The 24,762-nt window shown below is 60.2% G+C and carries 20 protein-coding genes and 1 riboswitch; of the genes, 8 read left to right on the top strand and 12 right to left on the bottom strand.

Translation table 11 applies throughout. The features are described from left to right. Positions 1–12 precede the first annotated feature (12 nt). The gene (locus ACFC20_RS12810; RefSeq protein WP_375193347.1) at positions 13–1,278 is read right to left on the bottom strand and encodes a malic enzyme-like NAD(P)-binding protein; all 1,266 of its coding nucleotides are present in this window, start codon (positions 1,276–1,278) and stop codon (positions 13–15) included. Between the two features lie 230 nt (positions 1,279–1,508). Further along, the gene (rpmE, locus tag ACFC20_RS12805; protein WP_091992284.1) at positions 1,509–1,730 is read right to left on the bottom strand and encodes a 50S ribosomal protein L31; all 222 of its coding nucleotides are present in this window, start codon (positions 1,728–1,730) and stop codon (positions 1,509–1,511) included. Between the two features lie 262 nt (positions 1,731–1,992). Between rpmE and ACFC20_RS12800 the strand changes: the two genes are divergently transcribed. From ACFC20_RS12800 to hslU, 5 genes are all read left to right on the top strand, one after another. Further along, positions 1,993–4,170 (top strand): primosomal protein N', encoded by a 2,178-nt coding sequence (locus ACFC20_RS12800; RefSeq protein ID WP_375193346.1) that lies wholly within the window; start codon positions 1,993–1,995, stop codon positions 4,168–4,170. Between the two features lie 129 nt (positions 4,171–4,299). Continuing rightward, positions 4,300–5,985, top strand: coding sequence for an arginine--tRNA ligase (gene argS / locus ACFC20_RS12795; protein ID WP_375193345.1), 1,686 nt, complete (start codon positions 4,300–4,302; stop codon positions 5,983–5,985). 6 nt (positions 5,986–5,991) lie between these two features. Further along, the gene (locus ACFC20_RS12790) at positions 5,992–6,627 is read left to right on the top strand and encodes an SPOR domain-containing protein (RefSeq protein ID WP_375193344.1); all 636 of its coding nucleotides are present in this window, start codon (positions 5,992–5,994) and stop codon (positions 6,625–6,627) included. Positions 6,628–6,718: 91 nt separating this feature from the next. After that, positions 6,719–7,249 (top strand): ATP-dependent protease subunit HslV, encoded by a 531-nt coding sequence (gene hslV, locus ACFC20_RS12785; protein ID WP_091992280.1) that lies wholly within the window; start codon positions 6,719–6,721, stop codon positions 7,247–7,249. Positions 7,250–7,261: 12 nt separating this feature from the next. Beyond that, positions 7,262–8,590: an ATP-dependent protease ATPase subunit HslU gene (gene hslU / locus ACFC20_RS12780; RefSeq protein ID WP_375193343.1), complete on the top strand. Its 1,329-nt coding sequence runs from the start codon at positions 7,262–7,264 to the stop codon at positions 8,588–8,590. A gap of 67 nt (positions 8,591–8,657) precedes the next feature. Here the strand turns inward: hslU and ACFC20_RS12775 are convergent, their stop codons facing one another. The 3 genes from ACFC20_RS12775 to ACFC20_RS12765 form a co-directional block, all read right to left on the bottom strand. Next, positions 8,658–9,899, bottom strand: a complete 1,242-nt coding sequence (locus ACFC20_RS12775; protein WP_375193342.1) for a patatin-like phospholipase family protein — start codon at positions 9,897–9,899, stop codon at positions 8,658–8,660. Positions 9,900–10,020: 121 nt separating this feature from the next. Next, the gene (gene ptsP, locus ACFC20_RS12770) at positions 10,021–12,327 is read right to left on the bottom strand and encodes a phosphoenolpyruvate--protein phosphotransferase (protein WP_375193341.1); all 2,307 of its coding nucleotides are present in this window, start codon (positions 12,325–12,327) and stop codon (positions 10,021–10,023) included. 15 nt (positions 12,328–12,342) lie between these two features. Beyond that, complete coding sequence (locus tag ACFC20_RS12765) at positions 12,343–12,873, bottom strand: RNA pyrophosphohydrolase (RefSeq protein ID WP_091992276.1); 531 nt, start codon at positions 12,871–12,873, stop codon at positions 12,343–12,345. Positions 12,874–13,045: 172 nt separating this feature from the next. On the opposite strand from ACFC20_RS12765, the gene ACFC20_RS12760 reads away from it, so the two are divergent. Next, positions 13,046–13,702, top strand: a complete 657-nt coding sequence (locus ACFC20_RS12760) for an HAD family hydrolase (RefSeq protein ID WP_375193340.1) — start codon at positions 13,046–13,048, stop codon at positions 13,700–13,702. 8 nt (positions 13,703–13,710) lie between these two features. Here ACFC20_RS12760 and ACFC20_RS12755 read toward each other — a convergent pair whose 3' ends face one another. The 3 genes from ACFC20_RS12755 to ACFC20_RS12745 form a co-directional block, all read right to left on the bottom strand. Beyond that, the gene (locus ACFC20_RS12755; RefSeq protein WP_375193339.1) at positions 13,711–14,907 is read right to left on the bottom strand and encodes a class I SAM-dependent rRNA methyltransferase; all 1,197 of its coding nucleotides are present in this window, start codon (positions 14,905–14,907) and stop codon (positions 13,711–13,713) included. Between the two features lie 205 nt (positions 14,908–15,112). Continuing rightward, positions 15,113–15,505: a glycine cleavage system protein GcvH gene (gene gcvH, locus ACFC20_RS12750; RefSeq protein ID WP_375193338.1), complete on the bottom strand. Its 393-nt coding sequence runs from the start codon at positions 15,503–15,505 to the stop codon at positions 15,113–15,115. A 33-nt stretch (positions 15,506–15,538) separates the two neighbouring features. Continuing rightward, complete coding sequence (locus tag ACFC20_RS12745; protein WP_375193337.1) at positions 15,539–16,453, bottom strand: LysR family transcriptional regulator; 915 nt, start codon at positions 16,451–16,453, stop codon at positions 15,539–15,541. A gap of 131 nt (positions 16,454–16,584) precedes the next feature. On the opposite strand from ACFC20_RS12745, the gene metE reads away from it, so the two are divergent. After that, positions 16,585–18,864 carry a 5-methyltetrahydropteroyltriglutamate--homocysteine S-methyltransferase gene (gene metE / locus ACFC20_RS12740; protein WP_375193336.1) on the top strand — a complete coding sequence of 760 codons (2,280 nt, stop codon included), beginning with the start codon at positions 16,585–16,587 and terminating at the stop codon, positions 18,862–18,864. Here the strand turns inward: metE and cpdA are convergent. The 4 genes from cpdA to thiC all read right to left on the bottom strand — a co-directional run bounded on the left by cpdA (position 18,858) and on the right by thiC (position 22,970). Further along, on the bottom strand, positions 18,858–19,664 hold the full coding sequence (gene cpdA, locus ACFC20_RS12735; protein ID WP_375193335.1) for a 3',5'-cyclic-AMP phosphodiesterase: 807 nt from the start codon (positions 19,662–19,664) through the stop codon (positions 18,858–18,860). The genes metE and cpdA overlap by 7 nt on opposite strands. 264 nt (positions 19,665–19,928) lie before the next feature. Continuing rightward, positions 19,929–20,414, bottom strand: coding sequence for a DUF1249 domain-containing protein (locus tag ACFC20_RS12730; protein WP_091992269.1), 486 nt, complete (start codon positions 20,412–20,414; stop codon positions 19,929–19,931). Further along, positions 20,414–21,031: an NUDIX domain-containing protein gene (locus ACFC20_RS12725; protein WP_375193334.1), complete on the bottom strand. Its 618-nt coding sequence runs from the start codon at positions 21,029–21,031 to the stop codon at positions 20,414–20,416. Before ACFC20_RS12725 ends, ACFC20_RS12730 begins: the two co-directional genes overlap by 1 nt. Before the next feature lie 61 nt (positions 21,032–21,092). Next, positions 21,093–22,970: a phosphomethylpyrimidine synthase ThiC gene (gene thiC, locus ACFC20_RS12720; RefSeq protein ID WP_375193333.1), complete on the bottom strand. Its 1,878-nt coding sequence runs from the start codon at positions 22,968–22,970 to the stop codon at positions 21,093–21,095. Between the two features lie 88 nt (positions 22,971–23,058). Beyond that, positions 23,059–23,181, bottom strand: a riboswitch (TPP riboswitch). A gap of 187 nt (positions 23,182–23,368) precedes the next feature. Here thiC and ACFC20_RS12715 point away from each other — a divergent pair. Next, positions 23,369–24,748 (top strand): TolC family outer membrane protein, encoded by a 1,380-nt coding sequence (locus tag ACFC20_RS12715; protein WP_375193332.1) that lies wholly within the window; start codon positions 23,369–23,371, stop codon positions 24,746–24,748. Positions 24,749–24,762: the final 14 nt, after the last annotated feature.

Below are 24,762 nucleotides of genomic sequence, written 5' to 3'. Positions count from 1 at the left end.
TGAGCACCAGGATCAGATGATGTCATCCATGGACTTCAGGGGGTAGTGCGCCGGGTAGGGGTTGCGCGCAACACCCGAATCAACAGCGGCACGGGCAACAGCAGCCGGAACCACCTCAAGCAGCCGAACATCCATGGGCTTGGGAATGATGTATTCCCTGCCAAACTCGAAGCTCTCCACGCCGTAGGCCTCACAGATCTCCTGAGGCACCGGCTCTTTGGCCAGTTCGCGAATGGCGTTGACAGCCGCAACCTTCATTTCCTCGTTAATGGCAGTGGCCCGAACGTCGAGCGCGCCGCGGAAGATGAAGGGGAAGCCCAGAACGTTGTTGACCTGGTTCGGGTAATCGGAACGACCGGTCGCCATGATCAGGTCATCACGGGTAGCCAGGGCAACTTCCGGGCTGATCTCCGGATCCGGGTTGGAGCAGGCAAACACGATCGGATTCGGCGCCATCTTCTTGAGCTGTTCTGCAGTCAACAGGTCCGGGCCGGACAGGCCGAGGAACACGTCCGCGCCGTCGATAGCGTCGTCAAGAGTGCGCTTGTCGGTGTCGTTAGCGAACATGGCCTTGTATTGGTTCAGATCATCCCGACCAGAGTGGATCACACCCTTGCGGTCGAGCATGAAGATGTTCTCAGAGCGAATACCGCAGCTGATCAGCAGCTTCATGCAGGCGATAGCGGCAGCACCCGCACCCAGACAGACCACGGTCGCCTCTTCAATTTTCTTGCCCTGCAGCTCAAGGGCATTGATCATGCCGGCCGCAGTAACGATGGCTGTGCCGTGCTGATCATCGTGGAAGATGGGCACGTTGCACTTTTCAATCAGGGCCCGCTCAACCTCAAAACACTCGGGCGCCTTGATGTCTTCCAGGTTGATGCCGCCAAAGGTATCGGCGATACGCTCAACCGTTTCGATAAACGCCTGCGGGCTCTCGGAATTGACCTCAATATCAAAGACGTCAATCCCGGCAAAGCGCTTGAACAGTACGCCTTTGCCTTCCATAACCGGCTTGCTCGCCAGAGGACCCAGATTCCCCAGACCAAGAATTGCGGAACCGTCAGAGATAACAGCTACCAGGTTGCCCTTGGCAGTGTACTTGTACGCATTCTCTGGGTCCTTTGCGATCTCGCGGACCGGTTCGGCAACCCCGGGGCTATACGCCAGGGAGAGATCGCGGGAGGTTTTGGTCGGCTTGGTGATTTCAACACTCAGCTTCCCAGGCCGCGGCTTGGCGTGATATTCAAGGGCTGCTTCTTTCAGATCTTGAGACATTGCCACTGTTCCGTTTGTCACGTTTATAAAGGTAATGAACCGCTGGCAGAGGGCCATGCCCCTAACCGGCAGAGCGCGACATTATGGCCCGCCAGACCCGAAACGACAAGTGGCTCCCGGACAATTTATGAGCAGTCAATAAGGCGAATTGCGTATGTACTGTTTACCTACACAGCGGCCCTGAGAAAATAAAAAAGCGCCCGAAGGCGCTTTTTTCAGATCTCTGGTGATCAGTCTTTCTTGCCACCGATACGACCGCCGAAACGCTTCTGGAAGCGGTCGATACGACCACCGGTATCCATAACCTTCTGCTTGCCGGTGTAGAACGGGTGGCACTGTGAGCACACGTCCAGCTGCAGATCCTGGGTGTAGGTAGACCGGGTCTTGAAGGAATTACCGCAGGAACAGGTGGCGGTGATTTCTTCGTACTTGGGATGGATACCTTCTTTCATGACGAACCTCGTTAGGTCATGCCGCTACCAGGTCACGGGGTATCTGAACTACCCTGGCGCCAGGCACCGCATGTTTGAATCAAGTGTGAAGACGGGGCACAATCATGCCCTGCCGGAAACAGACCGCGAATCTTACTTGCAATTGCCAATCCAGGCAAGCGCCACTCGGATTTTCCGCACCACCTCCAGGGATCAACCGACAGGCCAGCGCCTGCACAGGATAGGGAAATACCGTAATGTCCGTTTTTCTTTGGAGAGCCCAGTGCCCCTGACAGCGCGTATTGCCCTCAACCGCCCCCTGCGCCGATTATTTGACTACCGTATTCCGGTCGGAATGGATTTGAAGCCGGGCCAGCGAGTCACAATCCCGTTCGGTCGACAGCAGGCTACCGGGCTGGTGGTTGAAACCGGAGTCAATCCCCCCGAAGGCATCACCCTCAAACCGATTGCCGGGATTCTGGAGCCCTGGCCAGCCCTACCGGAAGAAACGTTTCGCCTGCTGAGCTGGGCCAGCGACTATTATCAGCACCCCCTGGGGGAGTGCCTGTTCACCTCACTGCCGCCCTCCCTGAGACGGGGGCGAAAGGCGCAAGAGAAAACCGAACAGTGGTGGTGCGCCTGCAGCAGCTCGGCCACCCTGCCCGGCAACGCCCATCGCCAGCGAGCCCTGGTGGATTGGCTGGCCACCCACCCCGAGGGGGCGCCTGAAAGCCGTATTGTTCAGGCCGGTTTTACCCGCGCCCAGCTGAAAGCGCTCCTTGAACGGCAACTGGCCAGGATGGTTGCACCTCCAGCCAACAGCCATCGGGCAACCCCGAGCGAATCCCCGAGCCGACAGCCAGTTCTTTCCGATGCGCAAAGCGCGGCGGCTTCGGAGCTTGAAAGCAGCACACGAGACAGATTCAGCGCCTTCCTTCTATATGGCATCACCGGTAGCGGCAAAACCGAGCTCTATCTGCATTACCTGAAGAACAAGCTCGAGGACTCAGACCAGGCCCTGGTACTGGTGCCGGAGATCAACCTGACCCCTCAGACCGTTGCCCGCTTCGAGCACTACTTCGGCGCTCGGATCCGCGTCTGGCACTCGGCACTCAACGATGGCGAACGCCTGAGCACCTGGCTGAAAATTCGCAACGGCGAGCCGGTGATCCTGATCGGCACCCGCTCAGCCGTCCTGCTGCCATTCACCAATCTGCGCGCCATCATTGTTGATGAAGAGCACGACAGCTCCTACAAACAGGGCGAGGGCTTTCGCTATTCCGGGCGGGACATGGCCGTTTATCGCGCGCATCTGAATCACTGCCCCATCATCCTGGGTTCCGCCACTCCGTCGCTGGAGTCTGTCCACAATGCCCGTCAGGGCAAATACCGGCTGGTGCGACTGGAAACCCGGGCGAACAACGCCACCCCTCCGGCCATCAATCTCCTCGACATCCGTAGCCGTCCCCTTGAAGGCGGACTGTCACGCCCCGCGCTCAATGCCATTGAACAGACCCTGGCGCGGGGCGAACAGGCGCTGGTGTTCGTCAACCGCAGGGGCTTTGCGCCGGTGATGATGTGTTTTGACTGCGGCCACATCAGCGATTGCCCCCGCTGCGACAGCCGGCTTACCTATCACCGCCGCGATCGGGCCATGCGCTGCCATCATTGCGACTACCAGACCGCGGCCACGGACCATTGCCCGAAGTGCCAGAGCGAGGCGTTCAAGCCGGTCGGCCAGGGAACCGAGCGAACCGAGGACATTCTGGCTGCCGCGTTCCCGGAAACACCCGTGGTTCGAGTGGATCGGGACAGTACCCAGCGCAAGGGCAGCATCCAGGGCATCCTCAACACTGTCAACAGCGGCAAGCCCTGCGTCCTCGTGGGCACCCAGATGCTCGCCAAGGGTCATGACTTTCCCAACGTTACGCTGGTGGTGGTGGTGAACGCAGACGGGGGGCTTTTCAGCGTCGATTTTCGCGCACCAGAACAGCTGATCCAGACACTGCTCCAGGTCAGCGGCCGCGCAGGACGGGGCTCGAAGCCGGGCAAGGTGCTGGTACAGACCTGCCACAGCGATCACCCCCTGTTGAAAACCCTGTGCCAGGGCCGCTATCTGGACATGGCCGACCAGTTACTTGGGGAACGGGAAGAAGGCCGGTTTCCCCCGTTCCGGGCCATGGCCATCTTTCGCGCGGAAGCGGACACCATGGCCAACAGCCTCCAGGTGCTCGACAACATCAAATCTCTGGCCAACGCGCCGGGCATTGATGTCTGGGGCCCGCTACCGGCCATCATTGCCCGTCGTGCTGACCGGCACCGGGCCCAACTGATCCTGAACGCCAACAACCGCAGCGTCCTGAATCGACGGCTCACGCTGATCTGCCAGCAACTGGACCAGCAAAAATTGCCAGCCGGCGCACGCTGGATGATTGACGTAGACCCGCAGGAAACCGGATGAACCCTGCACCCCACGGGCGCTACCCGGCTTTTGCTTGCAGCCCAACTTTCCGCGATAATAGCGGCCTTTCACGTTCAACGGGCGCCCTGCCCGATACCAATTTCCCTGCAAACCGAGTCATCTGACAGCATGAAAGAGACCGTTTCCGAACTGCTCCAGTCTGCACTGGCGGCCCTCCAATCCGATGGCACCCTGCCCGCGGACCAGACCTTCACGCCGCAGGTAGGCAACACCAAGGACAAATCCCACGGCGACTACGCCTGTAACATTGCCCTGGTGGCCTCCAAGGCTGCGGGCTGCGCACCGCGCCAACTGGCAGAGGCGCTGGTGGCAAACCTGCCGGCCAGCAAGGCAGTGGACAAGGTGGAGATCGCCGGGCCGGGCTTCATCAACTTTTTCATGAGCACGGCGAGCGCCTTCGAAGTTGTCGAAACCATCCTCGACCAGGCGGAGCGATTCGGTCGCAACAATCAGGGCAAGGGTGAGAAAGTGCAGGTGGAATTTGTCTCTGCCAACCCGACGGGGCCTCTGCATGTGGGCCACGGACGGGGCGCGGCCATTGGTGACTGCCTCTGCCGGCTGCTGGAAGCCAATGGTTACAACGTTACCCGGGAGTTCTACTACAACGACGCCGGAGCCCAGATCAACAACCTGGCACTGTCGGTCCAGGCCAGGGTGAAAGGCCTGACGCCAGAGGACGACAGCTGGCCAGCGGACGGCTACCGGGGTGATTACATTGTAGACGTGGCCAGGGCTTACCTTGCTGGCGAAACCGTCACCGCAGACGACCGTGCAGTGACGGCCAAAGCCGACCCGGAAGATCAGGACGCGATCCGTGAGTTCGCTGTCGCCTATCTGCGCCGGGAGCAGGACCTGGACCTGAAAGCCTTCGGCGTTCAGTTTGATGTGTACTTCCTGGAATCCTCGCTCTACCAGGACGGCAAGGTGGAGGCCACGGTCAAGCGCTTGCAGGACAACGGCTACACCTACGAGCAGGACGGCGCCATGTGGCTGAAAACCACCGAATTCGGCGACGACAAGGACCGGGTGATGCGCAAGAAGGATGGTGGCTACACCTATTTCCTGCCGGATGTGGCCTACCACCTGGACAAATGGCAGCGCGGCTATACCACCGTGATCAACGAGCAGGGCGCCGACCATCACTCCACGGTTACCCGGGTGCGCGCGGGGTTGCAGGCCCTGAACGCCGGCATCCCGCAAGGCTGGCCCGACTACGTTCTGCACCAGATGGTGATGGTCACCCGCTCCGGCCAGGAGGTGAAAATCTCAAAGCGGGCCGGCAGCTACGTGACCGTTCGTGATCTGATCGACGAAGTGGGCCGCGACGCCACCCGTTTCTTCCTGGCGGCCCGTCGGGTGGACTCCCAGTTGACCTTTGATATCGATCTGGCCCGCTCCCAGACCAATGAAAACCCGGTCTACTACATTCAGTATGCCCATGCCCGCATCTGCAGCGTACTGCGCAAACTGGCAGAGGAAGGTGAAACCCGGGGCCGTAACGAGTGCATCGGCGATCTGTCGCTGCTGACCCTGGATGAGGAAAAGGACCTGGCCAATCAGTTGGCCAAGTACCCGGAACTGATTGCCAACTCCGCGGCCCAGCGTGAGCCCCATCACCTCACGCATTATTTGCGGGAACTGGCTGGCCAGTTCCACACATACTACAACGCCCACAAGGTGCTGATTGAGGACAAGGCTCTGCGCGACGCCCGAGTAAGTCTTTATCTGGCAATCAGGCAGGTCATCGCCAACGGGCTCGACCTGCTGGGCGTCAGCGCTCCGGAAGAGATGTAACCGCCAATGTCCCGAGATTATGCCCGCAAGGACAGGCCTGCCAAGGCCTCGGCCACGCCCCGCAGCAAACCCGCGAAAGCGGCGAAGCCGAAGACCGCCCGCGCAAGGCCTGCGCCGTCTGCCCGGGCGCAGCACGGCGGGCTGTCCCTGAAATGGATTCTGTCGCTGGCGGCGGTCGGTGGCTTTGTCGGGTTCATTGTCTATCTCAACTCGCTGCCCACCACCTCTGGCCCCCAGCAGCCGTCAGTGACCCAACCGGCCCCGAAACCGGCCGAAAAGTCTCCCGGAGCGACCGCCAGGGAAGACAAACCGGGGTTCCGTTTTTACGAGATGCTGCCCGAATCCGAGGTGGTGCCCCCGAAGGTAGAGGAGTATACGCCCGGGCCAGCGCAGCAGGAGTTCAACTATCTGGTCCAGTCCGGCTCTTTCCGCAGCCAGGAAGACGCCGAACGCCAGCGCGCCCAGATCGCCTTCCAGGGCCTGCGGGCAAACATACAGCGGATCGACCTGGACAGCGGCTCGGTCTGGTACCGGGTGAACGTCGGTCCGTTTACCTCGCGAAGCCAGATGAACTCCGCCATCGACAAGCTGGTGTCCCTGAATATTCAGCCACTGGTCCGGAAAATCCCCAAAGACGGATGATTCAACTAGCTCGAATCAAACCACCTTGAATTCGCACCACCCGCCTCCATAACAACGGGATACCAATTTCAATCAGGCAATTGGAGCCCAAATGACTACCATTCTGTCGGTCCGACGTGATGACGAAGTTGCCATGGGTGGCGACGGCCAGGTTTCCCTGGGCAACACCGTGATGAAGGGCAATGCCCGAAAGGTACGCCGCCTATACAACGGCAAGGTAATTGCCGGCTTTGCCGGCGGCACGGCGGACGCCTTCACCCTGTTTGAGCGCTTCGAGGCCCAGCTGGAAAAACACCAGGGCAACCTGACCCGGGCCGCCGTGGAGCTGGCGAAAGACTGGCGCACCGACCGCGCCCTTCGCAGACTCGAGGCCCTGTTGGCAGTGGCCGACAAGACCGCATCCCTGATCATCACAGGCAACGGAGATGTCATTGAGCCGGAACAGGGCCTGATTGCCATTGGTTCCGGCGGGCCCTTTGCCCAGGCATCCGCACGGGCGCTGCTGGAGAATACCGACCTGTCTGCCCACGAGATTGTCGAGAAGGGCCTCGATATCGCTGCCGACATCTGCATCTACACCAACCACAATCGCACCCTTGAAGTGCTCTCTGCCAACGAGTGATCCGGAGCGACCATGTCTGCAATGACTCCCCGTGAGATTGTCCACGAGCTCAACAAACACATCGTGGGCCAGGAAGAAGCCAAACGTGCGGTGGCCATCGCCCTGCGTAACCGCTGGCGCCGGATGCAGCTCGACAGCAGCCTGCGCGAAGAAATCACCCCCAAGAACATCCTGATGATCGGCCCCACCGGTGTCGGCAAGACCGAAATCGCCCGGCGCCTGGCCAAATTGGCCGATGCGCCCTTCCTGAAGGTGGAAGCCACCAAATTCACCGAGGTAGGCTACGTTGGCCGTGATGTGGAATCCATCGTTCGGGATCTCGCCGACATGGCCATCAAGATGCTGCGCGAAGCGGAAATGAAGCGGCATGAGAACCGGGCGCTGGATGCTGCTGAAGAACGCATTCTCGATGCCCTGATACCTCCGCCCAGGGACTTCAACGAGGACAGCCAGCGCGGCTCCGACTCCTCGACACGCCAGCTGTTCCGGAAAAAACTCCGGGAAGGCGAACTGGACGACAAGGAGATCGAGATCGACCTGCGCAACTCCGGCGCCGGCGTCGAGATCATGGCGCCACCGGGCATGGAGGAGATGACCAGCCAGTTGCAGAACATGTTCTCCAGCCTGTCCTCGGACAAGCGCAAGACCCGCAAGATGAAAGTGGCGGACGCGCTCAAGCGGGTCAAGGAAGAAGAAGCCGCGAAGCTGGTCAACGAGGAAGAGATCAAACAGAAGGCCATCCAGGCTGTGGAACAGAATGGCATCGTGTTTATCGACGAGATCGACAAGGTGGCCAAGCGTTCGGAAAACACCTCCTCGGACGTCTCCCGGGAGGGCGTACAGCGGGACCTGCTGCCCCTGATTGAGGGCAGCACGGTGAGCACCAAGTACGGCGCTGTGCGCACGGACCACATTCTGTTTATCGCCTCGGGTGCCTTCCACCTGTCCAAGCCGTCAGACCTGATTCCGGAACTGCAGGGCCGTTTGCCGATTCGCGTGGAACTGCAGGCCCTGACACCCGAAGATTTCAAACGCATTCTGACCGAACCGGACGCCTCACTGGTTCAACAGTACGAGGCACTGCTGGCCACCGAGGGCGTGAAGCTGACCTTTGGTGAGGATGCCATTGCCCGGATTGCCGAAGTGGCCTGGAAGGTGAACGAGAGTACCGAGAACATCGGGGCGCGGCGCCTTCATACGGTACTGGAGCGGCTTCTCGAGACCCTGTCATTCGATGCCGGCGACAAGGTTACCGAGACCTTCGAGGTGACTGCCGACTACGTGGATGAGAAGCTGGGCGAGCTGTCCGAGGACGAGGACCTGAGCCGCTACATTCTCTGAACGAAAGGGGGGGGGGGGCCGGAGTTAAACCGGCTCTGCCCCCTGTTTTGCCGGTGTTGTGCCGACGTTATTCGGCCTTTGAAAACAGGTGGGTCACGTTCTCCAGCCCCGAGGCCAGCTTGCCCTTGTCGGCCTTTTTCTTCCGCCCCTTGGCGACATAGAGCGGCAGCATTTCACCATAGAGGCTGGTACTGATGGTTCGCTGCTCGTCTTCCAGGCGATCCCGTCTCAGTGTAATGCCGTATTTCGCCAGCTTGGGCTCCAACTGATCGGCACGCTCCAACAGATCCCGGCGGGTCATCTGGTAGGCATGTTCACACACCATCCGTCTGGACTGGAAGCTGAACACGTTGGAGAAGAACAGCTTGGCGTCATCCCGGGTCGGCTCGAACAGCAGTATATCCTTGTCCGGATAGTCCCGCGCATACTGGGCAATGCCCGACTGCATTCTGGAATACACCATGGTCCGGAACGTCTGCGACAGCAGGTTCGGCATGCCTGAACGGGTAAGCTCCCCGGGCTTCATGGAACCGGCCCGCACGGCCGCACTGGCGTCTATCGGCACCTGCGGGTTGACCGCAAACACCAGGTCCGCGCCATCCTCGAAGGCCACGGAGGCGTGCAAGCCCTTGCGCAAGGTTCCGTCCACGTAGTAACGACCGTCGATATCCACCGGTACATAGAGCCCGGGCGAGGAGGTGCTGGCCTGGATGGCCCTGGAAATGGGCACATGATCAAAGCCCGGCGCACCGAAACAGACGGCTTCTGTACTTTCGACATCCGCCGCCACAATGTAGAGGCTGCGCTTGAGCTGGCGAAAATCGTTGGTACGACCGAGCATGGTAAAGGCCCGCTTGAGGTACTCGTGCAGCCCCTCATTATCGAACAGACCTGCCGGCGCCGCCTGGGCCAGAATGGTCATTGCCTCGAGCAGGCTCTGGTCGTAAGGGTTGTTGATGAAGCGGCTCATGGCAGTGGCGAGCAGGCCTGGCACCGCCAGCAACCGGCTGCCTATCTCACGAAACGCCGGACGATAGAACACTTCCGGGTGGAATGGATGCACCTCGGCTTCGTTACGCACGAAAATGCGGCAGAGCTGCGCCGTAGTCATCTGGTTGGCCAGGTTGGCAGCCACAAAAGACCCGGCATTGACGCCAACGTAGACATCGATGTTGTTGAAATCGAGGCCGTCCAGGGCCTCATCGAGGGCCCGCAGGGCTCCGATCTCGTAGATACCTCCCAGGGGTCCGCCGCCGCCCAGGGCCAGCCCGATGCGGGGAGCAGATTGAGGATCAGTTGGCGATGTCATAGCCTTCCTTTTTCCGGATGAAAGTGCGGGCCCCTACCGAGGGCCACCGGATACTGCAGGTAACACGATAACAACCGGTTTTAGAGTTCACACCCTATATTGCCGGAAAATCCGTCGACAATCAGGAAACCGCTGCTTCCGACACCGCCATGGCCGTGGATTTGCCGGGGCGCAGATAGCGGCCAAAACCGGCATTTCGCAAGGCCAGATCGACACAACTCTTGATCACGTGGGGGGAATCCAGCAGGAGTACGTCCTCGAGCAGCTGCATGGCCCACTCCCGGCTCACGCTGCGAATCACCGACTTGACCTTCGGCAGGCTGGCCGCGTTCATCGAAAGCGAGTCGTAGCCCATCGCCATCAGCAACAGGGCGCCACCGGGGTCGCCGGCCAGCTCGCCACAAATGCCCACCGGCTTGCCCACCGAATGGGCGTCCTGGGCAATGCGCACCAGGGCCTGAAGCACGGCCGGATGGTAGGAGTGATACAGCTGTGCCACTCGCGGATTGTTCCGGTCCACGGCGAGCAGGTACTGGGTAAGGTCGTTGGAGCCCACCGACAGGAAATCCACCCGATCAGCAAGTTCACGAATCTGATAGACCGCCGCCGGAATTTCCACCATCACACCGACTTTCGGCATGTGGATGTCATAGCCTTCTTCCCGGACCTCGTGATACACCCGGTAAATCAGGTGCAGTGACTCCTCCACCTCGGAGATGTTGGAAATCATCGGCAGCATGATCTGCAGGTTGTTCAGGCCCTCGCTGGCCTTGAGCATGGCCCGCACCTGCACCAGGAAGATCTCCGGGTGGTCGAGGGTCACACGAATGCCCCGCCAGCCGAGGAACGGGTTTTCCTCCTGGATCGGGAAGTAGGTGAGCGCCTTGTCGCCGCCGATGTCCAGGGTACGCATGGTCACGGGATTGGGGGCAAACGCCTCCAGCTGCTCCCGGTAATACTCCCGCTGCTCCTGCTCCGACGGAAAGCGATCCTTGATCATGAACGGCACTTCGGTCCGGTACAGGCCAATGCCCTCGGCACCGTTGGAGAGCGAGCGGACCACATCGGTCATCAGGCCGGTGTTCACCAGCAACGAGACCCTGTGGTGATCCGTGGTTTCGCAGGGTTTGTCCTTGAGCACTTCCAGGCCACGGATCAGCTCATCCTCTTCATCGCAGATCGCCTGGTAAAAGGAGCGCAGATCCGCCGAAGGCGAGGCAAAAATCTGGCCCTCGAAGCCGTCAACAATCAGCTCCTTGCCATCGAGCTGGTTCACCGGAATATCGACCAGTCCCATGACCGTAGGCACACCCATGGCCCTTGCGAGGATCGCCACATGCGAGTTGCTGGAGCCCTTCACCGAGACCAGGCCCACCAGTTGCCCCTTGGGCACTTCACCCAGCATGGCCGGCGTCAGCTCCTCGCTGACCAGAACCGTCCGTTCCGGATAATTCAGGTGCTTCTGCTCACCTTCCTGCAGGTGCGACAGCAGGCGGCGGCCCAGGTCGCGGATATCCACGGCCCGCTCCTGCAGGTAATGGTCGTCCATCATCTCGAAATGGCGCACGTACTGCTGGACCACCTGTTTCAGGGCGCCCTGGGCCCAGATCCCCTCGCGGATCTTGTTGGCCACCTCGCCAGGCAAGGCGTCGTCACCGAGCATCCTCAGGTAGACATCAAACAGCGCCTGCTCTTCCGGCCGCAGCTGCGACGCCAGGCGCTTGGCAACGCGCTCGATGTCCTCGCGCACCGCAGTGACCGCAGCACGGAACAGCTCCAGTTCCTGGTCTACGTCCTCGGTCGGCTTCTCGGGAACCACATCAAGGTCGGCGGCGGGATAGACCACCACGCTCTGGCCGATCGCCACCCCCGGAGCGCCTGGAACGCCGTTAAAGCTGACATCGTGAGCCTCTTCGCCAGTCAGGGACAGGCCGCTGATGGCGCCGGTGGCTTCACTGTGGGCAATCACCCCGGCCAGTTGGGCAGAAACGGTGACCAGGAAGGCCTCTTCGCCCTCATCAAAGCAGCGGGAACTCTCCCGCTGCTGCACCACCAGCACACCCAGAACACGACGATGGTGAATAATGGGAACACCGAGGAAAGATCGGAATCGTTCCTCCCCGGTCTCGGGGAAATAGCGGTACCGGGGATGGGAGGGCGCATCTTCGAGGTTGATGGGCTCCTCCCGGGAGCCCACCAGACCCACCAGGCCCTCGGAGTAAGCGAGGCTGACCTGGCCCACCGCCTTGCGGTAGAGGCCCTCGGTGGCCATGAGGATGTAACGGTTGGTGGCCGGATCCAGCAGATAAACGGAACAGACTTCCGTGCCCATGGCTTTCTGCACCCGCGATACAATGATATCCAGCGCCTCCTGCAGATCGCGGGCGCTGTTTACCTCTTGTACAAGACTTCGCAGAATGCTCAGCATGGCGGTGTCAGTCCGTCATTTCTGGTGTTCCTTTAAGCGCTGGTTCTGCTCGGCACGGTGCCACTGGTCCATGTTATAGAACAGTCGCGGCGCAAGCTCTCTCAGCGCGCGTCGATACACTTCACGCTTGAATGAAACCACCTGACCCAACGGATACCAGTAGCTGACCCACTGCCATCCGTCGAACTCCGGTGAATCGGTGCCATCCACGCATACCCGCGCGTCTGGCGATAACATCCTCAGCAGGAACCATTTCTGTTTTTGGCCCACACAAACGGGGTGGGAGTTCTGGCGTACCATCCTCCTGGGGAGTCGATACCTGAGCCAGCCCCGGGTGCAGCTGATGATTTCCACATCGCTGGCACTCAGGCCGACCTCTTCTCCAAGCTCCCGGTACAGTGCATCCTCGGGGGATTCGTCGTGCTTGATGCCACCCTGAGGGAACTGCCAGGAGTCCTGCCCTATTCGCCGAGCCCAGAGCACTTCGCCTCTGTGGTTGGCCAGAATGATTCCGACGTTGGGTCTGAAACCGTCTGAATCGATCACGGCACAGTCCTCTTAAAAGTCGGTGGACCGGTCAAAATTTCACCGGTCGGATTTATCCAAGTTGCTCTCATTCTTACAGAATCCCAAGGGTTCGGCAAACGCAGCCGATGAGGACAGGTCGTGGTAGACTTGGCTTTTCTTTGCAACCCCCGTGACCGCTGGAGGTACCCGCTTGACGCTCGCAATTTTTGATCTGGACAACACCCTTCTGGCAGGCGACAGCGACCACGCCTGGGGCGAGTTTCTCGTGGAGGAAGGCATTGTGGATGCCGAGGAATACCGGTTGGCCAACGACCGGTTCTACCAGGAGTACCTGAACGGCGAGCTCGATATCCGTCACTATCTCGGCTTTGCCCTGCAGCCGCTGGCCCGCAACCGCATGGACGACCTCCTGGTCTGGCGTGAGCGCTTCATGGAGAAAAAAGTGCAGCCAATGATGCTGGCCAGCGCCAGCGCCCTACTGGACAGCCACCGGGCCCAGGGCCACACCCTGATGATCATTACCGCCACCAACCGCTTCGTAACCGAACCCATCGCCGAAGCCCTGGGGATTGAGCACCTGATTGCGACTGATCCGGAACTGATTAACGGCCAGTTCACCGGGGAAGTGGCAGGCACCCCCAGCTTCCAGGACGGCAAGGTAACGAGGCTGGACGACTGGCTGGAAGCTCACCGCAAGACCCTCGACGGCGCCTGGTTCTACAGCGACTCCCACAACGACCTGCCGCTGCTCCAGAAAGTCGACAACCCGGTGGCAGTTGACCCCGACCCCAGACTGGAGAAGTTCGCCCGGGATCAGGGCTGGAAGGTGATGTCCCTGAGAGACTGACGGCCCGCCTAGAAAAATCCGGTGAGCGAACGCACAAAGCAGGATTTGATGTAATCCGTCTCGGGGATACCTGGAATCACCGGATGGTCCGGAGCCTGGTGCCCCTGCTCCAGCAACTGGACAAAGCGGTCGATCTTCCGGCCACTGGCACGGATGATGTCCACCAGCTTCTCCTGGGAAAGATGCATGGAGCAGGAGGCGGAGACCAGAATGCCATCCCGCTCCAGCAGCCGGAGCCCCAACTGGTTCAGGCGGGCGTAGGCCTCCTCGCCGGCCTTCTGGTCCCGGCGCCGGGGAATCAGTGCCGGCGGATCCAGGACCACAATATCGTATTTCTCTTTCTCCTCCGCCAACGCCTTCAGCGCGTCGAAGGCATCGCCCTCGATGGTTTCCACATTGTCCAGGCCATTCAGCCGGGCATTGTGGTGGACCGAATCAATAGCACCGGCTGAGCTGTCCACACAGGTCACCTGGGTCGCGCCTGCACACGCGGCCTGAATGCCCCAGCCGCCCACGTAACTGAACACGTCCAGCACCCGCTTGCCGGGTGCGTAGGCCTGCAGACGGGCCCGGTTCATCCGGTGATCGTAGAACCAGCCGGTCTTCTGGCCACCTTCCAGTGGCACCTGGAACCGAACCCCATTCTCCTCCACCTCCAGCAGACTGACCTCGGAGCCATGGGCCAGCTCCACATAGGTATCCAGGCCCTCAACCTTACGCATCTTGCCATCGTTCTTGAGAATGATCGCCTGGGGATGCACCAGCCGCTGCACCGCCCGCACGATGGCGTCCTTCATCAGCTCCATACCGGCCGTGGAAATCTGCACCACCACCGTGGTATCGAACCGGTCAATCACAAGCCCCGACAGCCCATCGCTGTCACCGTAGACCCACCGATAAAAGGGCCGGTCAAACAGCCGCTCACGCATTGCCAGCGCCGCTTCCATCCGCTGGGTCAGCCGCTGCGGCGTCATACCATGTCCCGCTTCCCGGCTGATCAGCCGGCCACAGATCAGGGCATGGGGGTTCACAAACACCGTGCCCAATGCCTTGTCATTGGATGCCCGAAGCTCCGCCTGCACCCCGGCCTCAAAATTGGTCAGTGGGCTGCGACGGGTGTCCACCTCGTTGCTGTAAACCCAGAGATGGCCAGCACGGAGACGGCGCTCGGCGCCTTTACGGAGATACAGAACCGGAAAATTCATGATGTGACTCAACCCGAAGAAATTGGAATCAGGATAGAAGCGCTTGTTGGCGACCACTGCCAAGTACGGGAGCGGTCGGGCAGGGCCTTCGAAAACTGTGCGGAGCCATGGATGGCGGAGCCCAAGCGTCACAGGGATGTGCCGCAAGGAGCGTGTTTTCGAAGGCCCTGCCCGACCGCTCCTGCACCAAAATCAGAGCGAGAACCTACTCCTCGGCAGCCACATGCTCCGAATAGGCCGTCGCATCCATCAGGCCGTCAAGCTCCCCGAGGTCGGCCAGCTTCACCTTGAACATCCAGCCATCGCCGTAAGGATCCTCGTTCACCTTCTCCGGCTCATCCTCCAGGCTCTCATTCACCTCGATGACCTCGCCGGTTACCGGACTGAACACATCCGACGCCGACTTCACCGACTCGGCCACGCCGGCCTCCTCGCCACCATTGACCGTGGCACCCACATCCGGCACGCCGATGTACACTACATCACCCAGCTGCTCCTGGGCGAAATCGGTAATGCCGACCGTGGCCGTGCCGTCATCGGCGACACGAACCCACTGGTGGGTTTCGATGTATTTCAGATCTGCGGGAATCTCACTCATGGTCCGGTTTCCTGAAAGAATTTTCTGCGCAGTTTACCCGAAGACATCGTTTCCAGCGAACCCCTGAACGGTTCCGCGGGCCAGTTCCATGAACGCCTCGAGGTAATCCACCTCCCGGTCCCTCTCACGAAGGCCCAGGAAGATCTGCTTGGGAATGCCGGACGCCCCGAGTTGCACCGGCACCACCGGAATGCGACTGGCATAATCCGCCACCAGCCAGCGAGGCAGGGCCGCCACCCCCCGGCCAGCAGCGACCATCTGCAGCATGATGTCGGTGGTCTCGATGGTCTTGTGCCGGGCTGGGCTGGTGTGGGCCGGCAACAGGAACCGTGTATAGATATCGAGGCGCTCCACCTCCACCGGATAAGTGATCAGGGTTTCTTTTTCCAGATCCTCCGGCTCGGCCCAGGCCTTGCCGGCCAGGCAGTGGTCTTGGCCCACGACCAGTACCTGCTCGTAGTCAAACACTGGCTCGAAGACCAACCCCGGGCGGTGCAAGGGATCAGGGGTGACGAGCATGTCGATATCATGACCGAAGAGCGCACCAATGCCACCAAACTGGAATTTCTGTTTTACGTCCACATCCACGCCCGGCCAGCGCTCCAGATACGGCCCCACGACTTTCAGTAGCCATTGGTAGCAGGGATGGCACTCCATACCGATCCGCAAGGTACCCCGCTGGCCACTGGCAAACTGGCCAATCAGCATTTCGGCGTGCTCAAGCTGTGGCAATAGCCGGTTAGCCAGCGAGAGTAAGTACTCACCAGACTGGGTCAACCGGAGCTGTCGCCCCTCCCTCACCCAGAGATCGGTGCCCAGTTGCTGCTCCAGCTTCCTGATCGAATGGCTCAGAGCGGACTGGGTAAGGTGAAGGTGCTGGGCAGCCGCCGTCAATGAGCCCTGCCCCTGCACCGCACGGAGGATTTCGAGATGGTTACGCTCGATCATCGTACGCCCTATTAATGAGCTATTTTCATGGAATGGTGAAATAATACCATTATTCTTCATCAATGAAGACCGATACCCTGCCCTTTCTTCACTTATTCGATTCCCATCACACATCAAGCAGAGGGCAACCCATGGTAACCACACACAATCTCGGCTTTCCGCGCATTGGCGCCCGTCGCGAACTGAAATTCGCCCAGGAGGCCTTCTGGAAAGGCCAGCTGAGCGAACAGGAACTTCAGGTAACCGGCGCCGACCTGCGCCGGAAGCACTGGCAGGCACAACAGCGTCTCGACCGGGTGCCGGTGGGTGACTTTTCCTTTTATGATCAGGTGCTGGACATGAGCGCCACCCTCGGGAACCTGCCTGAACGCGCTTCAGAATCCGGCGGCACCGAGCTTGAACGGTATTTTCGCGTGGCCCGCGGCCGCTCCGGCCAGGAGTCCGCCTGTTGTGGCGTGCAGGCCGGGGAAATGACCAAGTGGTTCGACACCAACTACCACTACATTGTGCCGGAGTTTTCCCGCAACACCCGTTTTAGCCTCAACGCCAACCGACTGCTCGGAGAGATTGCCGAAGCCCGCGCCCAGGGACAGACACCCAAGCCTGTGATCATCGGCCCCGTGACCTACCTCTGGCTTGGTAAGTCCAAAGACGGTAGCAACCGCCTCGACCTGCTGCACACCCTCCTGCCACTCTACTCGGAGCTTCTGGAACGCCTGGCTGACCAGGGCATTGACTGGGTGCAGGTGGACGAACCCGCCCTGGTGACCGACCTGGATGCTGACTGGCGCCACGCCTACAGCCTGGCCTACCACCACCTGAAAACCGCCAGGCCGAAGCTGCTGCTGACCACTTACTTCGGGGAACTGAGGGACAACCTGCAACTGGCCTGCGAGCTGCCGGTCGCAGGGTTGCATCTGGACGCCGTCAGTGCTCCCCAGGAAGTGGCGCGGGTTGTTGACTGGCTGCCGCCCCACAAGCAACTTTCACTGGGGGTTATCAACGGTCGCAACATCTGGCGAACCAACCTGGAACACACCCTCGACTGGCTGGAACCGATTCACGAAAAGCTGGGCGACCGCCTCTGGCTTGCGCCCTCCTGTTCGCTGCTTCACGTGCCCGTCGATCTTGCCGGTGAGCAGAAGCTGGACCCGGAAATCCGAAACTGGCTGGCCTTTGCCGTACAGAAGCTTGAGGAACTGGCGACTCTTGCCACTGCCCTGAACCAGGGCAGAGCCGCGGTTTCCGAGGCACTGAAAGCCTCGGCCAGCGCCGCCCTCAGTCGGAAAACGTCAAGCCGGGTGTGCAACCCCGACGTGCGTAGCCGCACTGAGAGCATTACCCGTTCACTGGGGCAACGCCAGAGCCCGTACACCCAACGCATCGTTGCCCAGCAGAAGCGCCTCGGTCTGCCGCGCTTTCCGACCACCACCATCGGATCCTTTCCCCAGACCTGGGATATTCGACAGACACGCCTGCAGTTCCGCCGGGGCGAACTGAGCGAAGCGGACTACACCGCACGCATTCGCGAGGAAATCCGCCGCTGCGTGACCGAACAGGAAGCACTGGGCCTTGATGTGCTGGTACACGGCGAAGCAGAGCGCAACGACATGGTGGAGTACTTTGGCGAGCAGCTCGACGGCTACACCTTCAGCCAGTTTGGCTGGGTTCAGTCCTACGGCTCCCGTTGCGTGAAGCCGCCCATTCTGTTTGGTGACATCTCGCGCCCCAGTGCCATGACCGTGGACTGGATCCGCTATGCTCAGTCCCTGACCGACAAGCCGCTCAAAGGCATGCTGACGGGCCCGGTCACCATCCTCAACTGGTCGTTTGTACGCGACGATCAGCCTCGCCGGGAAAGCTGTCGGCAGCTGGCCCTGGCCATCCGGGACGAGGTCCTGGACCTGGAGGCCGCCGGTGTTGGCATCATCCAGATTGACGAGGCAGCCCTGCGCGAGGGCCTGCCGCTGCGAAAATCCGACTGGAAAGACTACCTGGACTGGGCCATCGAAGCCTTCCGTGTGGCAGCCAATGGCGTAAGGGACGAAACCCAGATCCATACCCACATGTGCTATTCAGAGTTCAACGACATCATTGAAGCCATTGCACGCATGGACGCCGATGTCATTACCATTGAGACCTCGCGCTCGGACATGGAGTTGCTGGACGCCTTCCAGGACTTCCAGTATCCGAACGACATCGGCCCCGGCGTTTACGACATTCACTCCCCCAACATCCCCGACAGCGAGCAGATCCACTCCCTGATGCAGAAAGCGGCAGAACGGATCCCCGCCGAGCGGCTCTGGGTGAACCCGGATTGCGGTTTGAAGACGCGACAGTGGGAGGAAGTGGTTCCGGCTCTGCAGCACATGGTGGCAGCTGCCCGGACATTGCGGGAGACGATTCAGTAACCGGTGCTGTTCTGGTCTAGCTGGAACTGGAACTCTGTGGCCCGGCGCACTTCTGTGGTGAAGTGCCCGGTGTCATGGAACTCAAACCAGCGATAACCGGGCGGACGGTCCTCAACGGCGAACCGGCTGGAGCCGGCCGTGAACTGAATACAGGTGGAGGGCGTGGCCAGAAGTGTCACGCCGTTTCGGTCGCGCTCATGCTCCTGATGGATGTGGCCCCAGAGCACCACTTTTACTTGCGGAAACCGGTCGACAACCTGCCAGAATGCATCCCGATTCGTGAGTCCGATTTTTTCCATCCAGTCAGAACCGATGTCTACCGGGTGATGGTGCAGCGCCACCACAGCCGGCAGATCCGGATGCTTCTCGAGAGTGTCGGCGAGAAACGCCAGCTCCGAGTCAGCCAGGGCACCATACACCTTGCCGGGTACCGAGGAATCGAGCATCACAAACTGCCATCCGCCTTCAACGGCGTGCCGCGCACCGGCATGGAATTTCGCCGCGACCCGGCTGAGGTTATCGGCGTGATCGTGATTACCGGCAATCCAGAGTGAGGGGCAGGAGAACGCCCGCAGGCAATCACCAAACACCCGGTACGCCTCCTCCGAGCCGTCCTGGGCGAGATCGCCAGTGGCCAGGATGAGATCCGGCTGACCGTGCGTCTTGAGAACCTCACTGATCACCGCCCGCAGGCTGTCCAGGGTCCGGACGCCAAGGAGGTCACCGTCGGCCCGGGCCATCAGATGCGGATCAGTCAGTTGAAGTACCCGGAACGGCCGGGTTGATTCCTTGGCGGTCATGGATGTCTGGATCTACTCGCTGGCAATTCCCTGTCTGGACACCAGTGTACGACGCAGGTTCCCGGATTTATCACCCGTGAATCGAACCCGAGTCACATTCTGGCCAGCCCATGGCAATTTATTGCAATTTTTGACAACTATGGCACATCCGTCGCCCATAGCCACACCACTTTAGTACACCACCCGCACCCGCGCGGGATGGCATAACGGGGCTTTCACGGGGCTTTCCATGACAACGGCGAATCCGTGACAGCAGCGAAAACGTCAGTCGACACCTTCACCGGCCGACCAGGCCGCATGCTCCATGGGCAGGTGGCCGAAACGCAGACAGTAGTCCAGCCAGTCGGCCAGAAAGCCGTTGACCTGGACCTTCTCATCGGGGTGGTGCATGAAGCGGTTGGGGTAATCGTTCACCGGCGCGATCTGCCGATCCCGGTAACAGCTGATGACCTCTGCCATGCTGGCATCGTGGTAGACCCGCACGGTCATCTGCGGGTTATTGAGCCAGCGTCCGGAATTGTGGACCTGCTCAAGCAGGAGGGTTTCGGTGAACTTTGCGGTTTGCAGCACTTCGATGCGCACGCGGCCCAGATAGTGGTTTTCACGGTGCAGCTCGAACTCGCACACCGGCTTGCCGTCCACCTCCAGCTGGCGAAGCTTTGCCAGCCGCTGGTAATTGCCATCACACAGGGCACCGAGCTGCCGGAGATCCGGAACATAGCGCCTGGGTTTCATGGTCCACTCGCCCATCACTGCCATCCTTTCCTGAGACGGGCCCGATTGAGCTCGAGCCACTGCAGCGCAATGATGGCGGCGGCGTTGTTGATACGACCATCGTGGATCATCGCTATGGCGTCCTCCGCCGACACCACGTGGGCGCGGATGTCCTCGTGCTCATGCTCCATGCCGTACAGGCCGCCCGCATTCTCCGTGCTGACGCGCCCGCAGTAGAGATGGATCATTTCGGTGCTGCCGCCCGGTGAGACCAGGTAATCGCAGATCTTCTCCAGCGGTTCAAAGGTGAGCCCGGCCTCTTCCTGCCCTTCCCGCTGGGCCACCTCCTCCGGGCTCTCGCCGTCCTCGTTCATGCCGGCCACCAGCTCGAGCAGCCAGGGCGACTGCTTCCTACCCAACGCGCCGAGGCGGAACTGTTCGAGCAGAACCACCTCGTCCCGCTGTGGATCGTAGGGCAGCACGCAGGTGGCGTCGCCCCGGATGAACAGCTCCCGGGTGAAGGTGGGCATGTCTTCGCCATCAAAACGTCGATGCGTCAACCAGAGCTTGTCCATGCGGAAGAAGCCCTGGAAGACGGTCTCGCGTTTTTCGACTTTGACGTCGTCGGCGGTGAACTGGAACGGCTTGGTCATTTTTCGTCCGGTCGTTGAATCGACTTTGAACGATAGCCTCTAGTCGGCCATGACTTCAAGCTCAAACCTTGTCGTAGAGTTTGCTCCCCGATTCCAGGAATTCCCGGGACTTCTCCTGCATGCCCGCATCCACCGCCGACACCTCGTCCAGTCCGTGCTCTCTGGCATAGTCCCGCACCTCCTGGGAGATCTGCATGGAGCAGAACTTGGGGCCGCACATGGAGCAGAAGTGGGCCACCTTCGCTGACTCCTTGGGCAGGGTCTCATCGTGGTAGGCGCGGGCGGTGTCCGGATCCAGGCCCAGGTTGAACTGATCCTCCCAGCGGAATTCGAAACGGGCCTTGGACAGGGCGTTGTCGCGAATCTGGGCACCCGGGTGTCCCTTGGCCAGATCCGCTGCATGGGCGGCAATCTTGTAGGTGATGATGCCGGTTTTCACATCGTCCTTGTTGGGCAGGCCCAGGTGCTCCTTGGGCGTGACGTAACAGAGCATGGCGCAGCCGTACCAGCCGATCATGGCAGCACCGATGCCCGAGGTGATGTGATCATAACCCGGTGCAATGTCGGTAATCAGTGGCCCGAGGGTATAGAACGGCGCCCCATCGCAGCATTCCAGCTGCTTGTCCATGTTTTCCTTCACCAGATGCATGGGCACATGGCCAGGGCCTTCGATCATGCACTGCACATCGTGCTTCCAGGCAATCTTGGTGAGCTCACCAAGGGTTTCCAGTTCGCCGAACTGGGCGGCGTCGTTGGCATCGGCAATAGAGCCCGGGCGTAGGCCATCACCGAGGCTGAAGGACACGTCGTAGGCCTTCATGATCTCGCAGATGTCCTCGAAGTGCTCGTACAGGAAGCTTTCCTTGTGATGGGCCAGGCACCACTTGGCCATGATCGAGCCGCCACGGGAGACGATGCCGGTGACCCGGTTGGCGGTCAGCGGCACATGGTGCAGTCGCACGCCGGCATGGATGGTGAAGTAGTCCACGCCCTGCTCGGCCTGCTCAATCAGGGTGTCCCGGAAGATTTCCCAGGTCAGGTCCTCGGCCACGCCACCAACTTTTTCCAGGGCCTGGTAAATGGGCACGGTGCCGATGGGCACCGGGGAATTGCGAATGATCCACTCCCGGGTCTCGTGGATGTTCCTGCCGGTGGAGAGGTCCATGATGGTGTCCGCGCCCCAGCGAATGCCCCAGGTCAGCTTCTCCACCTCTTCCTCAATGGAGGAAGTTACCGCCGAGTTGCCAATGTTGCCGTTGATCTTCACCAGGAAGTTACGGCCGATGATCATCGGTTCGATCTCGGGGTGGTTAATGTTGGCGGGTATGATCGCCCGGCCCCGCGCCACCTCGTCCCTGACGAACTCCGGGGTAATTTCGCGCGGCAGATTGGCACCAAACGACTGGCCAGGGTGCTGCTGGTCGAGCAGGCCCTGGGCCCGCGCTTCCTGCAGCTTCATGTTTTCGCGGATGGCGATGTATTCCATCTCCGGGGTGATGATGCCCCGGCGGGCGTAGTGCATCTGGGATACGTTGCAGCCGGGCCTGGCGCGCAATGGCTTGCGTTCGTCCATGAATCGCAGCGGGTCGAGCTGGGGGTCGTTCATGCGCCGACGGGTAAACTCGGAAGAGTAGCCACTGAGCTGCTCCACATCCCCACGCTCGGCTATCCATGCAGCACGCACCGGCTTGAGACCCTTGCGCAGATCGATGGTCGCTTCGGGATCGGTGTAGGGGCCGGAGGTGTCATAGACCACCACTGGTGGATTTTTTTCGCCGCCCATCTCGGTAGGCGTGTCCTGCACGGTAATTTCCCGCATGGGCACGCGCAGATCGGGTCGGCTACCCTGTACGTAAATTTTACGTGAACTTGGCAGGGGCTGTATGGCGGCGGAATCCACCCTGGCAGAGTCACTGAGGTAATCGGGCAAGTTGGTCATCATTCGCTCCCGGAACAATTGTTGGATGTCGGGTCGCGTATGACGGAGCCTTGGACACGGATTTTCCCTTGGGGAAACACTGGTCTTTCAGCGCTGTGGTCTTAAATCCCTACGCCGGTATTATCCGGATCAGGTCGCGGGTTCTGCGATGCAATCTCAGCCGTCTGCCTGCCGTTAACCGGAAGACAGACCAGCACCCCGTCAAGACGCGATAAATTCTCTTTATCTGCTCACAAACTACATGAACATGCTAAGTGTAGAGACGGAAGCGATTATTGTCCATAATGACCGACCAATACTTTGGGGTCGCTGTCGGCGTAGCCCTGCCGTCCAATCGATGACCTGCCGATACCTGCGTCCAGATGACGGATGCCGGAAGACAGTTTTCAGGAGCAACAATGAAAAAACGTTTACTTCCAGGATTGATCACCCTGCTGGCAGCCCAACCTGCTTTTTCCCTGGATCTGATGGAAACCTACGAACAGGCGCTGACTTACGACTCTGGAATTGCCTCCGCCAAGGCGCAGCTGGATGCCCAGCGAGCGGCCATCGATATCAGCAAGAGCGCCCTGCTCCCCCAGGTTTCTGCATTCGGAGAGGCGAGCCACACCGACCTTGACACCGGCCAGGGCTCAACGAGCATTTTCAATACCAGTGATAGCTACAAATCATTTAATTACGGCATCCAGTTAACACAACCTCTGTTTCGTGCGGGAGACTGGTTCAAGCTCGACGCCAGCCAGTTCCAGTCAGAAGCGGCAGAGGCCCAGTACAACCTCGCGCAGCAGCAACTGATGCTGGACGTTTCAACGGCCTATTTCAACGTGCTTCGGGCACAGGCTACCGTAACGACCGCCCGGGCAACAGAATCCGCTATTCAACGACAGTATGAGCAAGCCCAGGAACGCTTTGATGTGGGCCTGATCGCCATCAACGAAGTCTATGAAGCCCGTGCCATTTATGATGATGCAAAAAGCCAGCACCTTGCAGCGAAAAACCAGCTGAATGTGGCCAGGGAAAAACTGGCGCGACTTACCGGTGAGTACGCGGAAGATCTGGAAAACCTTCGGCAAAACTTCCCGCTTGCACCGCCTGAACCGATGAACCCGAGTGCATGGGAGGAAACAGCCATCCAGCAGAACTGGTCCATACAGGCAGCCCTGTCTGAGCTCAATGCCAGCGAGGCCAATTTGAAGGTTGCCAAATCGGGCCATCTGCCGACCCTGGATCTTTCTGCCTCTTACAGCAAGAATGATTTTGAAGGCAGGAATTTCAGCCTGAGCGAGGGCGTTCAGGGCGTTATCGGGCTCTCCCTCAATGTGCCGCTCTACTCCGGCGGAGGCACCCAGGCCGATGTAAGACAGCAGCGATCATTGGCGATCGCCGCCGAGCAAGATCTGAAAACCACCAGGCGCGACGTTCGGGTAAACACCCGAAGCCTGTTCCTGACAGTCAATAACAATATTGAAACCGCCAATGCACTGAAGCAGACCATTGTGTCTCGCCGCAGCGGCCTGGAAGCGACCCGCGCCGGGTATGAAGTTGGCACCCGTAATATTGTGGAAGTTCTGGACGCCGAACGGGCTTACCAGGTCGCACTGAGGGATTATGCCAACGCGCGCTATGATTACGTCATCAACACCCTGCAGCTGAAACAGGCCGCCGGCACCCTGAGCCCCCAGGACCTGCTTGAACTCAACAACTGGCTGAGCGCGGCCGCCCCGGGGATCGAGGCACTGGCCCACGAGGAAGAAACCCTCGACGACCCGACCCGCTAACCACGCCACACAGC

It is taken from the genome of Marinobacter sp. (genome assembly GCF_041984545.1).
Taxonomy (GTDB): domain Bacteria; phylum Pseudomonadota; class Gammaproteobacteria; order Pseudomonadales; family Oleiphilaceae; genus Marinobacter.
Note: the sequence above shows the minus strand (reverse complement) of the source record. Positions and strands in the feature narration are given on the sequence as shown.